Raw genomic sequence first — 14,861 nt, 5'->3', positions numbered from 1 at the left:
GAGACACCGAAATGAAGAAACGTGGCGTGTTGGTCAAGTTGATGTGGCTCGTTGGCACCTCGGTGTTGGCTTTCGTCGGGCTTGGACTCTATGGAATTTCGAGTACGGCCTCGACATTCGACTGGGTAAACCGAGTCTATAAGACGGCGGAAGACTTTCGGGTCGGCTTCCAGCAGATTACTAATCCTTTGAACGAGTTGCGTCAGCTGTCACTTTCCGTCGTGATGGCACCGAACCCCACGTTCCGTGATACCCTCATCGAACGACAAGACGAGTTGACCCAACAAATCAACCAAACCTTACGAGATTGGGAGGTTCCTGAAGACGATCCCAAACAAGCGGATGCGTTTCGACGATTCGAAGAAAGCTGGCGACGTTACGAAGCCTTGAAAGATCTGACAGTTGAAAAGGCTCGGCTGCAGTATCGGGAAGAAGCGTTCATCAATGCCATCGGTGCCGAACGCGAACAGTTTGAAGACGTCAATACGCGTCTGAACGAGTGGATGCAAACGAAAATTCAAGATGCGGTGTTGGCGTATCGCGATGCAACCGTGCAATACGAACGCGTGTTTTGGGTTTCATGGGCCGTGATTGCACTTTTGACGATTATCGTCGGCAGCATTGGCGTCCTGATTGCCCGCAAGATTGTCCGTCCGATTCAAGTTCTCAAAGACGCAGCGACTCACATCGCCAACCGCGAACCGATCACAACGATCAATGTGCACTCTCAAGACGAACTCGGCGAACTTGCACGTGACATGGAACGAATGGCAGCGGGGATTCAGACTTACATCGCTCAACAACAGCGAGCGGAAGCCGAAGTTCGCGAGTTGAATGCTCAATTGGAACAGCGTGTCGAGGAGCGCACCGAGGAACTACAAACCGCCACCGATACGCTGCTCTTTGAAGCGTCCGAACGCCAACGCGAGGAAGAACGTTACCGATCGCTTGTCGAGGCGACCACCGCAATTGTCTGGAACACGCCGGCCTCTGGAGAATTCGAGTCGGCCCAACCCGGTTGGAGTGCGTTCACCGGACAGAGTTTCGACGAACTCAAGGGCTGGGGTTGGCTGAACGCGGTTCATCCCGACGATCGCCCTAACACCGCGGCCGTCTGGTCCAATGCTGTTTTGAATCGGTCACTTTATGAAGTGGAACACCGGCTCCGTCGATTCGATTCCACCTATCGACATATGCTCGTTCGCGCTGTGCCGATTCTCGGTGAAGACAACAACATTCGGGAATGGGTCGGAATTCATACGGATATCGACGATCGCAAACGAACCGAGGTGGCACTCCGCGAGGCGAAGGAAGCCGCCGAAAGCGCCAACAAAGCCAAAAGCGAATTTCTCGCCAATATGAGTCATGAGATCCGCACACCGATGAATGGCATCATCGGCATGACGGAACTTGCCCTCGACACCAAACTCTCTAACGAACAGCGGGAGTTTCTCGAGATGGTCAAATCGTCGGCGGATTATTTGCTGGCGGTCATCAACGATATTCTCGACTTCTCCAAGATCGAAGCCGGCAAACTCGACTTGGACCCGATCGATTTCAATCTCCGCGAGCATCTGGACGACACGGTAACCGCGCTCGCGTTAAGAGCCCACACCAAGGGGCTTGAACTGGCATGTCACGTCCTCTCCGACGTTCCAGATTCGCTAATCGGCGATCCCGGACGACTCCGCCAGATCATCGTCAACTTGATCGGGAATGCCGTCAAGTTTACGGGCGAGGGGGAAGTCATGGTCCGTGTCGAGAAAGAAGAGCAAACCGAAAATGGGGTTTGTATTCATTTCCGTGTGAAAGACACCGGCATTGGCATTCCCGCGGAGAAACTCAGCCTCTTGTTTCAAGCGTTCTCGCAAGTCGACCCATCCACGACCCGCAAATATGGAGGCACAGGATTGGGTTTGGCGATTTCGTCACAGCTCGTGAAGATGATGGGCGGCAGGATTTGGGTGGAAAGTGTGGAAGGGGAGGGTAGCACATTTCACTTTACGGCTTGGTTTGGGGTTTCCAAATCGCCGCCGCCTCGGCAAATCCCTCGTGAGCTGTCAGAACTTGCCGGTCTTCGCGTGCTCGTGGTCGATGACAACGCGACCAACCGCAGGATTCTTTCGGAAATTCTTTCCAATTGGGGACTTGCGCCAACTGCGGTTTCGAACGGCCAAAATGCATTGCGGGCGTTGGATCACGCTCGCTCAATCGGTGAACCATTCCGCATTGTATTGTTGGATAACATGATGCCCGAAATGGACGGGTTCATGTTAGCCGAGGAAATTCTGAAACGGTCGGACACTCACCCCTCGACGATGATGATGCTGTCTTCAGCCGATCGACATGAAAACGCCGAGCGTTGTCGAGAGTTAGGACTGACCGCCTACATGAGTAAACCGGTCAAGCGATCGGAATTACTCCACGCCATTCTCACCGCAATCGAACACGAACCCGCCGAGCGAACACAAAGGTCGGGCAAGAATCGTCCGCATTTTCATTCCAGCATTCGCAATGTGCAAATTCTTTTAGCGGAAGACAACGCCGTCAATCAGAAACTTGCCGTCAGGCTACTCGAAAAACGCGGGCATGATGTTGTCGTTGCGGGGAATGGTAAAGAAGCTCTCGATGCGTTGGGAAAACATAAGTTCGATATCATTCTCATGGACGTCCAGATGCCGGAGATGGATGGCTTCGAGACCACGCAAACGATCCGAAGACACGAACAGGAATCGGGCCAGCGTATCCCAATTATCGCCATGACGGCACACGCCATGAAGGGCGATCGCGAACGCTGTCTCGATGCCGGTATGGATGGTTATCTCTCGAAACCGCTTCAACCGAATGAACTCTTTGAAACGGTCGAAAGTTTTGCGAGTCAAAGTCCGAGCGGAAACGCTCCCCTTCCGAGTCCCATCGCAGACTATTCCACTTCGGCTGCGACATCAGTTGCGAACTCGAATCCCGAACTCAGTTCGCCTGCGTTTGATCGGGTTCAGGCAATGGAATCGGTTGATGGCGATGTTGAGTTGATCAAAGAAATCATCGATGCCTTTCTTCAAGAATACCCGCTATTGATGGATCAAATTCAACTGGGCATTTTGAAAGGCGACTCGGCGACGGTCGATCGTGCCGCTCATACCTTGAAAGGAGCCGCGAGCGCTTTCGCGGCGACTTCGGTTGTGAATTTGGCCCAGAAACTGGAGACAATGGGGAAGAACGATACCCTCACCGAAGCCGCCTCCATGTTCGCGACGCTCCAGGAGGCCGTCGAAGTGTTGGCGACTCAGTTGTCAGTGTTTTACCGAGAGTAGGAACGCCACCGACGGCGGTACGGGATTTCACGCCCGACGGACTTTCAACTCGTGCTACTGTCTCCGAGCGCGCTGAGGAACAATGGTGTCGGTTCACTCACTTCCGAGAAGTGCATCGAACCATAAGCTGCCCGGAGAACGTCCCGACGGCTGATTTGTCCAACGAGCTTGCCCCCCCTGAGCACTGGCAGACGTCGATAATTCGTTTGCAAGAAGATCTGAGCAATACTCAAAAGGTCTTGATCTTCAGTGACCGTCCGGGCCCGCGTGTCCATGAAATTGGCGAGTAGATTCGATTCCGGGTACTTATCCAAAATCCCTCCGTCGTGATCGCTGAGCTGAAGCTGATCATGATTGGCCAAAAGTCGTCGTTCCCAATCCTCGATGGGGCCAGCCAGTTCGTGTTCGGCACGTATTATATCACGACGACTAATCTGCCCGACGACGTGTCCGTCACGTACGACGACGAGTCGCCGATAATGCGTGTCGAGGAAAATTCTTGTCAGCTCTCGCAATGAACAATCCTCGTCGATTTCGCGACCATGATCTCGGTTGATGTACCGACGGACCTCAGACGTTGGCAACTGCTCGTAGGCGGCGTCGATCACCACCCGCATGCTGTCACGCTCGCTGAAGACGCCCAGGAACCCATCTCGACCTTCCATAACCGGCGCTCCCGAAACCCGGTTCTTCAGAAGTACGCCAATCGCTTGAAAAACATCGTCGTTCGGCGAAAGTGTGACCAGGCGTTTTGCCATCACATCGCGTGCACGGGGAACGTTAGACGAATCAGCCGATGCCTCCGCCGTCAACGCAAACACACTCATGCAGCACTTTTCCGAGAACACGCCGAGGTAGTTTCGATTGGCATCAATGACGGGGGCCCCGGAAAGATTGTGACGAATCAATTCGGTAATGCCATGGAAGACGTGCACATCGGGACGAAGCGTCTTCAAGTTGACCGTCATCAAATCAGCTGCCAATGAAAGAATAGCCATAGGGCACCTCAGTCCAAAAAAGGAGTGGTTTGGCAAAGCGACCGAGAAACGTCATCGGGAACGACGGATTCCTCGGATTGACAAGGCCCGGTTGAAGCAAATCGGGGGAAGCGATCGTCGCTGCGTTGTACGCAGTCTTGCGGAGTTTTTGGCAATGCGGAGCACATCGTTCTCTGCCCTCGCGAGGCGGAAACGGGAACCGAAATCGAAAATCCGAATCGTTTTCCCCGTCAATCCATCACTTCATGCTAAACAACTTTGGCAGGCTGTAAACATTTTTTTGTCGCCGGAACTGTCCACGACAGCCAACAGCCCTACGCGATGTGCTTTCAGAGAAAGCGTTTTCGACATACCGATGTCAGCGAAAAATGTATTGGAACATCTTGCCGGAAATTTGTACCTTAATATGATCAATATCTGTCAATAAGGTGTAATCAGAGGGACCAATATCGTTTTCGAAGGGTGTTAAGCCCGCGTCGATTGTGATTCTTCATTCAACCGCGTTGGCAAGTGTCAGACAATCTGTACCTGTGGAGGGTCTGCCTAGCCACGCCCTCAGGAACCTGGCGGCACCATGGAATTGAATCGCCTTGGTTTCGCATCACAGTTCGGATATGGGATTCTTGTAGTTGCGGGTTACTTCACCGCCGGCTTAATCGGGTTACTTTTTGCCATTCCCCCTGGCAGTGCCAGTGTGATTTGGCCACCTTCGGGCGTTGCGACGGCTGCCTTATTCGTGTTCTCGCTGCGTTTTTGGCCCGCGGTTTGGCTGGCGGCGATTCTCGTTAACCTGACGACGCAAGTTTCTCTCGGGCTGGCGGTATGTATCGCGACGGGAAACACTGCGGCGGCAATTGTTTCGACTTGGCTCATTCGGCGGTTCCTCGGCAGAGCATTGTTTTCGACACCGAGTGGGGCGTTCCGGTTTGTTATTGCCGCTGCAGTCGGTTGCATGATTGCAGCCACTGTCGGCACGACCTCGATGTATTTCGCGGCTCGGATTGGTCGGGGCGAACTGACGCAGAGTTGGGCTACTTGGTTTCTCGGGGACATGACGGGGCTCGTCGTTGTGCTCCCGCTGATTTACGCCCTTGTCACCCGAAACCGAAATTCGTGGAGACTCGCCCGTCTCCCGGAATTCTTGATCGGCCTCGCGATTCTGACCAGCCTGAGCTGCATGCTGTTCGGCGGCATCTTGTCGTCGCGACAAACCGCTCAGTGTCTCTACTTGCCAATCATCGTCTTGTTGTGGCCCATACTGCGATTCGAATTGCCAGAAGTAACCATCGGCATTTTCTTGTTCGCAACGGCCGCGATTTGGAGTGCGATCGTTGAAGCGGGATCAATCCACACGAAATCAGCTTTCGAGACGCTCTTTGATTTGCAGGTCCTTGTGCTCACGTTTAGCATCGCCGGCTTGAGCATCTGCGGATTGGTAACCGCTCAACGGGCGGCCGAACTGGCCTCCGCCGAGACGCAATGGAAACTCCAACGCGAATCTTCAGAACGGGATCGGCTCGAACATTGGTTTAGCCAACTTCTAAAGGCTGCTCAAGACGCCTTGATTATCGCCGACGGTCAAACAGGACGCATCCGCCTGGTGAATCGGGCGGCAGAAACGTTGTTCGGCTACTCGGCGGAAGAACTCGTTGGGCAAGAAATCGAAATTCTGATTCCCGAACGACTGCGGGCCATCCACCAGAAACATCGACAGTCGTATGGCAAGGCCCCTTATGTTCGGATGATGGGCAGCAACGACGACCTGCGGGCTCGGAAGAAAAATGGAAACGAGTTCGCCGCACAAATCGCATTGGGACCAACCAGTGCCGGCGACGGTAAGGTGATTTTCTGCACAATTCGCGACATGACGGGTGAGAACAACACCAAGCGTGAGTTGAAGGATAGCGAAGAACGATTCGCCTTGGCGGTGAAGGGCTCGAGCGCTGGCATTTGGGACTGGGATCTTCGGACAAATTCCGTCTACTTCTCTCCGCGTTGGAAAAGCATCCTTGGATATGCCGAACACGAGATCAGCCACCAACTCGACGAATGGAGGACTCGTTTACATCCCGAAGATCAAGTTCGCGCGATCAAGACCGTCGAGAACTACCTCAAAGGCGAAACCACAGAATACGAACTGGAACACCGACTCCGTCACAAAGACGGTTCGTACCGTTGGATCCTCGCCCGCGGCGCTGTCATTCGTGATGCCACTGGCAAACCCTATCGCATGGTGGGATCTCATTTAGACATCACCGACCGAAAAACAATCGAGCAATCACTTCGAGAACGGCTCGCCCAATTAATTGCTGCCGAAGAAGTGCAATCGTATCTTCTGCCGAAAGAGGCCCCGGTGATACCGGGATTCGATATTGCCGGAAGATGTTTCCCCGCGGAGTTCGCCGCCGGCGACGATTTCGATTTTCTGTTCCTCAAGAACGGCGACTTCGTAGCTTTCATTTCCGATGTGAGCGGTCATGGGATCGCGTCGGCAATCTTGATGGCGTTCTTGCATGCCCACCTTCGCACGCTCGCCGAGTATTACGACGACCTGAGTGAACTCATCACCCGAGCAAATACTATTCTGGAATCCCAGTCTTCCGATTACAATTTCGTCACCCTGCTTGCGGTTCGGCTGAACATTGAAAAACGGCAACTGAGTTCCGTGCATTGCGGGCATCCGCCCGGTTTTATCATCGGAGCTAATGGCGAGGTCCGATTCTGGACGAAAGATGACGGTCCTCCGCTCAGTGTCTTTGCCACGGCAGAGTTTCTGGAAAGCCCAACCGTTTCGCTCGCTCCCGGTGATGTCTACGTGATGCTCACGGATGGACTGGTGGAAGCATTTTCGCCCCAAGAGGATATGTTCGGGATCGATCGAGTTGTCGAAACGGTTGTCAACCATCGAACGGAAGCAGCATCCGAAATCATCGCGGCTCTACGTGGTGCGGTTCTCGGGCACGTGGGCACCGACCGACTCGACGACGACTGCACAATCGTCATCATCAAAAACCTGCAGTGACGAATGATAATCCCGCAGATAGAAGGACATGGAAGATCGCATTGTTCTTCACGACGAGTCGCCAACTCCGTGCATCACGCATAGCTCCGATGCGACACCAGAACACAAAAGCCATTGTTTTTCCCAGCGAAAGCACTTGTCCTCCGGGTGGAGATTGAGGTTTCGATGTTCGGCGAATTCATGAAAGAGTTGATCCTGACCCGAAATGAAACTGCAATGTTGACCGCTGCGAACCTATACTAAATGGGATTCCGATGCATGAGCCGGTCAGGGAACGGCCAGATGAAACGATCCGAAATCGGCCCATGCGACGGACCGGGAAAACTGGAACGCCACGAAGAACCAAAGATCGAGCAGAGTCCTAGAAACTCCAGCAATCTCTCGCCAGATTCATGAGAGAATCGTGTCCGCCAAACTTTTGGAGCGGTTGTTGTGATGGGTAGACCCTGGCAACAGTGCTGATCCCGTGTGGTGTGAATAACGATGAATCCTAGTACGAAAAACATTTTCGAGCAGATCGAACGCGGCGACGACGATGCGGCGGCAATCATTTTCAACCGGTACGTCGAACGTTTGGTGTTGCTGGCTCGAGCGAATCTGTCGAACAAAATGCGTCAGAAAGTTGACGCCGAAGACATCGTTCAGTCCGCGTTTCGGTCGTTCTTTCTCCGGGCGCGGCAAGGGCGTTTCACGATCGAACGGTCAGCAGAACTTTGGGGACTGTTAGTTGCAATCACTAGAAACAAGTTGCTGAAAACCGTCGAGCGTTATCATCAACAGAAACGACGTATCGACGCAGAGCAACCCTTGGCAGGACTCGAAGCAACTTCCGAGGATGAGCCGACCGAGGAGGAAGCCATCGCATTGATCGATGAGGTGGAACTGTTGATGCAAGGTATCTCACCGCTTCATCGACACATGCTAGAGATGCGACTGCAAGGCCAATCGATTGCGGAAATTGCCGAGAACGTCGAGCGATCGGAACGATCGGTCCGCCGTTTCCTCCGCGACTTTCGACAAAGTCTGGAAGGACGATTGGAATCGCTGAATCGAGATTAGGCGAACGCCATCCGACAAATTGCCTTCGAGGTCGTTGATAACTTGGCCTCAGTGGGAAACAGAAGTGGCTGTTGCCCTGCTGGCCCGTAGATGAGAACGCGAATGCACTCGCCTCTTTTCTGTCGCGTCACTTTGCATTCGAAATGGTCGAATTCGTTGTCTTATTGGCCGGGCTGAGACAGCTGACTATGCGGGACCCACGATACACCACCGGTAATCGTTCCGTGGTTCCCGTTTCCGCTGGCGTCGATCAATGTCTTTCCCCCATTCTCGTCACAGTGGTAAAGTGCCCAGGTGTGCTCGTCGGGGTCGTGTCGTAAGGCGGGAACGAAACTGTGTTGGTAACGTGCAATCGTGGAAATGCGGACTTCGTCCAGCATCCCATGAAATTGCTGCCATAACTCCGATTGAGATTTCGCCGTACCGGTCTGCCAATGGTCGCTGAGCAGGCCCATATACAGAGTGCGAGTGAAGTCTGGTAGCTTCGTGATCGAGGCGGTTTGATCAACTCCCGTTGTCTTCCCGTCGATGTACAGTCGAAGCTGCTGGCCATCCCAAACAGTAGCAATGTGTGTCGGCTTGCGGTCCGTTTTGCGACCCCACAACTTCGCTACGAAACGCCTACTGTTTTCTTTGGCGCTGGCTAGCCATCTGGGGTTGGGCGTCGCACTTTCTGTGATGCCAAAGCCGCGGCCGTCCTTGAAATTCGAGATCACCGTGCCGCCGCCATCAGCGTTCTCCGAGGTTAACCAAACCTCGATCGTAAACGGTCGCGTTTCATCGACCCGAACGGGAGTTTCAACGTACTGCCTAGCCCCCGTAAAATGCAGGGCGTAATTTCCGCTGGATTCATCTTTGGTAGGGTCACTTGCGAGTTGATCTGCCCGTGTGGTGATTCGCGAAAGATCCCAATGACCGGACGGCATCCGCAGTGAATAGAATAGTTCCCCAGTAGCCATACAGAATCGCGGCGATTGACCGATCAGGTTCTTGCCATCGACTTGGAACGGCTGAGCCTCTTCAAATGGTGCATTGAGCGAGTCGCGTTGAGCGAACCAGATCTCCTCATTGGCCGATCCGTCGTGGGTGAACCACAATGTCAATTCATCGTCCGACAGCGACGGCCAAGTGGGAACCAACCGATGCGACGCCAAACCAGGCACTCTCAGTGTTCGGGCAGTTGACCATTGGTCGAGTCGAGATTTTCGCGTCGAGATTGCTAATTCGGAGGTGTCCATCGGGGACGCTTTATCGGCAGAATCTCGGTGAAATAGTAGCGTCAACCCGTCCCCCGAAACCCAGGGACTACGCGGATTCCGAGTGGTTCGGAATTCTGGAATTGGCTGCGGCGTCGGGAATGGCTCCTCTCGGCTTTTTCGTGACGCTGTACAGAGCTGGCGACCGTCTTCCCCTCCAAGACAGACAAGTACGAGTTCGTCTGTCGTCAACGAAGGATGTCGAGCCGATGAGGCCACCGACTTGATCCTTGCAAAATCCGTGTCTCGATTCGGTCGCGTCGCCAGTAGAATGCAGGGCTTGGTGGTCTGGTCATCGGTTCCGTCGTAGTACAAACGAAGACCATCAGCCGATGGCCAAGCCGCTTCCTCGTTGGCATCGGTATTGAGCCCCGAGAGCCGACGTATCCGTGGCGTGCCGACTTTGTTCGCTGTCCATGTCGCCGTCTTTCCGTCGGCCCAAAAATGTTTGCCCCGGAACGTGCTCGGTGTGAAATGGCTGAGAACGACCTGGCCCCGGCCTTGAGGATCGAAGTCGATGATCCATTGCCCATCACGTCGTGTCAGATAACCGATCGGGCGGCTTGCCCGGTAAACGCGATGATCTGCCCGGAACAAATACTCGGCTTCGCCCGAGTTTCCATCGGATCCCTTCCATTGAACGAGATAATGCCCATGGACCGGAGCAGTCGACGATTCGTAGATCGGCTCCTCGGCATGTAACTGGGAACCGGTTTGTGACCTCGGTGTCGTAAGCGTTTTCTTCATTCCAACCGACACAAGTTCCGTCTGACCTTGTAAGACGGTAACCCAACGCGGAGAAATCACGAACTCTTCTCGCCCCGTTCCCAGCTCGAATTCGTATTGGCCTTCTGTCAAATCCATTGACCAGCCACTTGTACTGTCAGCCACTTGGATGGTTCGGCCATTCTGCTTGACATGCACTTGGACTCGATCGGCGATCGTGTCATCGACTTGGATTTCGACGATGCCCAAGGGCGTTTCCACCCGGTATCTGAACACGCCGAAACCGATCAGTGCCAGGACGATCGCGGATATGACTCCTATTCTCACTAACAAATTCGAGGTGAGTTGGCGTACTTGTTCCGTGTCGGGTACGGGCTGACTTCTATTCGCATCGGCAGCATTTTTCAGAGAGCTTTGCAGACTCGTCACGTTTTCTGCTTCACTCATTCGGTGCCTGATGGCGTCGAGTTTGTCGGCCACGTCGGTCATGCTCGCGGGGCGATCAATCGGACGTTTCGACAGCATTTGAAGACAGTACAGTTCGAGTTCCTCGTCGATATCGGCTCGAAAGACAGACGGTTTTTGCGGCTCATCGCGGGCGATTTGCACGAGCAGTGCCCCCACAGGACCGACGAACGGCAACCGACCCGCAAGACACTCATAGAGCACGGTCCCAAGACTGTAAATGTCTGAAGCCCGGCCGATTCTGCCCTGTGTCGCTTCAACTTGTTCCGGCGACATATACGCCGGCGAGCCAAACACCTCTCCGGTTCGAGTCACTCTCCCGTCATCGTCGATATCGGCGCGATGTGCGAGACCGAAGTCCATGACAACGGGTTGCCCGTTGTGGTCGATCATGATATTGGCCGGTTTCAAATCCCGATGGATAATTCCTGTATCGTGAGCAACCTGCATCGCCCGAGCGACCTCGGCTAATGTCGCTAACACCACCGGTGTCGAGACACCGTCAGCGATGTTCCAAGCCTCTCGCAACGTCTGGCCTTCAATGTAGGCCATCGTAATGTAAGGTTGACCATCGACTTCGCCCGCATCAAAGACCGAACAAATGCCGGGATGGTGCAAATTGGCGGCTGCCTTCGATTCATTGACGAATCGCTTCCGCGCATTGCGTTCGGCATCCAGCGAAGGCATTTTCAAAGCGACTCGACGCTCTAAGTGCGTGTCTTCGGCCAAATAGACTTCGCCCATTCCGCCTCGGCCAATTCGCTCGACAATTCGGTAACGCCCGAACTGTGTTCCAAGTCGGTCCGGCGTATCGCCGCGGAAATGTTCCTCTTCAAATCCCGAAGCGTCGTCGCATTCGAGTTGAAGCTGATGAACGACAGATTCAATTGCTGATCTGAGTGCTTCGGAATCGCCGAAACGCGTGATGAAGTTCTCGATCGAAGGGCAGTCCCCCCACCGATGTCGAATACGGAATTCTTCTGAAATCAAATCGATCGATCCCAGAATATGATCGGAGTATTCCGGCCAATCGCGAGCGAAGTCTTCGAGATAAAGATTCTTCCGTGCCGGATCGAGGGAGGTGTCGACGACGGTCAATGCATCGGTTGAGATCGCTTCCGGTTTGCCGGAATGAACACCGTAGGTTCGCCAGCGGTACTCCAGATCGATTGCAATGAACTCGATTAACAACGTCGACGTTCGCCCATCGGGAACCTTCGATTCTCGCATGAAATCGGCGATGACCGGATGCGAGTCCGATTGTCGCCACGTACAATCAAAGCGGTCGATCAGCTCCTCGAATTCCAGCATCGTAATCTCACCGACGACCACCGACAGACAAAACCGCCCTGAAAGACCATCCGATTTCGGTCCCGAGTTTGGACACGAAAAACGGGATGAATCCCACTTTTTTCTGGACTCATTCACCTATCGTGAGACGAAAGCGCTTCGCGAGCAACCGTTCTATCGAGTCTCTATTTCGATGGGCTGGCGGTCTTCGAACTGTGCCAAATTGGTCTGGAGAACGCGAATCGATACTCCTGAGAGAATTCCTATTACCCAAACGGGACCGTTAGGCATGCATTACTTCAAAATCTCCGCCGATCGCACGACGGTCTAAGTCGTGAATTTGCTCGACCAAATCTTGATACCGTTGCGAACCCCATTCCGCATAATTGAGGTTCTTATACAGACTCGTAAGTTGGGTAAAAAATGTCCGAATCTGTTCCTTATCATGAAACTCGTAATTCTGCTCGATCAGACGCCGCACGAGTCGGAACGATTCCAGTTGTCGATCAAGCGGAACGGAAACGTCAACCGCATCGAAGGCATCTTGCTGTAAGAACACCAAGTCGACGAAAGTCGCCCGTTGATAGTCGAGGAAGTCTTCAAGGGTGACGCCTTCTTCACCGGTGACTTGCATCATCTGATGGACACTGTCACCACGGTGCAAGAGTTCCGTCATCTGTTTGACCGATTCGGTCCATTGGGGATCGAGTTCCCGGTCGAGACTGGGCTGCAATTGATCCAAATATCTCGACCAGGAAAACAACGGATCGATCGCCGGATAGAACCGTTTATAAGCCCGGTCCGAGGACAAACCGAGAAAACACTTCACCGCGCCAAGGGTGGATTGGGTGACGGGTTCTTCGAAATTGCCACCTGCCGGTGAGACAGTTCCTACCATGCTCAGACTGCCGAGGCTGCCATCATTCGTCTTGAAGAGGCCAGCTCGTTCGTAGACATTTTTGATGGACGAATCGAGATACGCGGGAAATGCCTCTTCTCCCGGGATCTCCTCTAATCGGCCGGACGTCTCCCGCATGGCTTGTGCCCACCGCGAAGTCGAATCCGCAATCAACAGCACATTCAACCCCATTTGACGATAGTATTCGCCGAGCGTGATCCCCATGTAGATTGACGCTTCACGAGCCGCAACGGGCATCGATGAGGTGTTACAGATAATGATCGTGCGATCCATCAATTTGCCACCGCTGCGGGGATCGACCATCGTGGAGAACTCGGTCACCGTCTCAAGCACTTCACCCGCTCGTTCTCCGCAAGCGACCACAATTACGATATCGACGGCCGAATACCGGGCAATCAATCCCTGCAGCACCGTTTTTCCTGCCCCGAACGGCCCCGGAATACAAGCTGTTCCACCCCGGGCGATGGGAAAGAAGGTATCGATCAGACGAATTGTGGTTGTCAGTCGTTCGGTGGGAAACTGGCGTTCGGACAGACGTTGTCGAAGCAGTTTCGCAGTGAGTGGGCGTCGGACTGGCCATGTCTGTTGCATGGTGACTTCACGCTCACGCCCCTTGGTATCCCGAACCCTGGCAATGGGTTGATCGACCGTGAACTTGCCCGTGCCGATCCAAAGCACTTCGACTTCATCACTTTCCCCAAACGGCAGCATGATTTTATGAGTGATTTGCTTCTCGGGAACGGTGCCGAGTACATCGCCTGCCCGAAGTTTATCTCCCACCGCACGCGTGGGTTGGAACGCCCATTCGACTTTGGTCGAGAGCGCAGGCACTGTGCTGCCACGATGTAAAAAGAAACCGTCGCGTTCGGCCAACTCGTGAAGCGGATTCTGAAGGCCATCAAAGACAGTGCCCAACAGCCCGGGACCAAGGACGGCGGGTAACATCACCTTGGTCAACTCGACGGAATCCCCCACACGGACACCTTGGGTTTCCTCGAAGACCTGCATGTCGGCCGTATTGCCGAACACACGCAGCACTTCCGATTTGAGCCGATCGTCACCGACCTGAATGTAGGCGACTTCGTTCTTCATGATCGGACAGTCTGCCTCGATCTTCACAATGTTCCCCGCTACGCCGACAACGCGGGCCTTAGAAGGGGATGTTGGCGTAATCACCCAGCGTCTCCTCAATCATCTGATCAAAACGGGCTTTTCCAACCTCGGCGTCTCGACTCGTCCAGCGATCGATAATTGTCCAGCGAGCGAGATAGAGGAGCACGGCTTCAAAGGAAAACGTAAACTCCGCTGCCATGCGATAGCGAAGTTCCCACATGAACTCAAACAGAATGCGTTCGGCCTCTAACGCTTCCCCAGCTTGCCAATGTGCAACGAACGGTTCGATCCAAGGGAACCGATTCTCCAAGCGAAAATACGGTTCCTTCCATTGTCGCCGGATCGGATCAACCAGGTCGCCAACGCCCGGCGGTGGACCTTCATCGGCACGCCGCCGACGCAGGGCACTGATAATCGTTCGCATGTTCAATCGGTTTTCAACGATTCTCCAGATGACGGGATGATGAATCTCGTGTTCAAGTCGATGGAAACGGGCCACGACTTGCTCATCTGATTGGTCGAAAGGTTGGTGATCCCAAGCTAAGAACTCGTTGAGTTGTTCAATGGTTCTGGCATCTTCCGCCGAGAGCATTTTGAGACGATCGTTCAGTTGCAAGCGTGTAATCGGCGGCCGCGTCACATCAAAGTGCGGCGGCAAAGGGGGCAGACTTGCAATGAGCGTAAAGTAGGACACAAACA

The 14,861-nt window shown here is 53.9% G+C and carries 7 protein-coding genes; 3 read left to right on the top strand and 4 right to left on the bottom strand.

Annotated features, from left to right (window positions below; genetic code table 11):
• Positions 1-11: 11 nt before the first annotated feature.
• Positions 12-3,314 (top strand): response regulator, encoded by a 3,303-nt coding sequence (locus AC5DDB_RS11350; protein WP_491739841.1) that lies wholly within the window; start codon positions 12-14, stop codon positions 3,312-3,314.
• Positions 3,315-3,358: 44 nt separating this feature from the next.
• On the opposite strand, the gene AC5DDB_RS11345 is transcribed toward AC5DDB_RS11350, so the two are convergent.
• Positions 3,359-4,312, bottom strand: a complete 954-nt coding sequence (locus AC5DDB_RS11345; RefSeq protein ID WP_491739840.1) for a CBS domain-containing protein — start codon at positions 4,310-4,312, stop codon at positions 3,359-3,361.
• Positions 4,313-4,886: 574 nt separating this feature from the next.
• Between AC5DDB_RS11345 and AC5DDB_RS11340 the strand changes: the two genes are divergently transcribed.
• Positions 4,887-7,334, top strand: coding sequence for a SpoIIE family protein phosphatase (locus AC5DDB_RS11340; RefSeq protein ID WP_491739839.1), 2,448 nt, complete (start codon positions 4,887-4,889; stop codon positions 7,332-7,334).
• Positions 7,335-7,817: 483 nt separating this feature from the next.
• Positions 7,818-8,393 (top strand): RNA polymerase sigma factor, encoded by a 576-nt coding sequence (locus AC5DDB_RS11335; RefSeq protein WP_491739838.1) that lies wholly within the window; start codon positions 7,818-7,820, stop codon positions 8,391-8,393.
• Between the two features lie 161 nt (positions 8,394-8,554).
• Here the strand turns inward: AC5DDB_RS11335 and AC5DDB_RS11330 are convergent, their stop codons facing one another.
• The 3 genes from AC5DDB_RS11330 to AC5DDB_RS11320 form a co-directional block, all read right to left on the bottom strand.
• Positions 8,555-12,151, bottom strand: a complete 3,597-nt coding sequence (locus tag AC5DDB_RS11330) for a protein kinase domain-containing protein (protein ID WP_491739837.1) — start codon at positions 12,149-12,151, stop codon at positions 8,555-8,557.
• Between the two features lie 262 nt (positions 12,152-12,413).
• Positions 12,414-14,222 (bottom strand): V-type ATP synthase subunit A, encoded by a 1,809-nt coding sequence (locus AC5DDB_RS11325; protein WP_491739981.1) that lies wholly within the window; start codon positions 14,220-14,222, stop codon positions 12,414-12,416.
• A complete protein-coding gene (locus AC5DDB_RS11320) occupies positions 14,200-14,856 on the bottom strand; it encodes a DUF2764 family protein (protein WP_491739836.1) in 657 nt (218 codons plus the stop codon). The genes AC5DDB_RS11325 and AC5DDB_RS11320 overlap by 23 nt, the downstream gene beginning before the upstream one ends.
• Positions 14,857-14,861 lie beyond the last annotated feature (5 nt).

The organism is Thalassoroseus sp. (assembly GCF_984380535.1).
This window is presented reverse-complemented; position numbering and strand designations above follow the sequence as displayed.

What these genes read in the sequence shown, in the direction of transcription:
- AC5DDB_RS11345 (WP_491739840.1), bottom strand. Translation starts at nt 4,312, where the DNA reads ATGGCTATTCTTTCATTGGCAGCTGATTTGATGACGGTCAACTTGAAG.
- AC5DDB_RS11330 (WP_491739837.1), bottom strand. Translation starts at nt 12,151, where the DNA reads ATGCTGGAATTCGAGGAGCTGATCGACCGCTTTGATTGTACGTGGCGA.
- AC5DDB_RS11340 (WP_491739839.1), top strand. Translation starts at nt 4,887, where the DNA reads ATGGAATTGAATCGCCTTGGTTTCGCATCACAGTTCGGATATGGGATT.
- AC5DDB_RS11335 (WP_491739838.1), top strand. Translation starts at nt 7,818, where the DNA reads ATGAATCCTAGTACGAAAAACATTTTCGAGCAGATCGAACGCGGCGAC.
- AC5DDB_RS11350 (WP_491739841.1), top strand. Translation starts at nt 12, where the DNA reads ATGAAGAAACGTGGCGTGTTGGTCAAGTTGATGTGGCTCGTTGGCACC.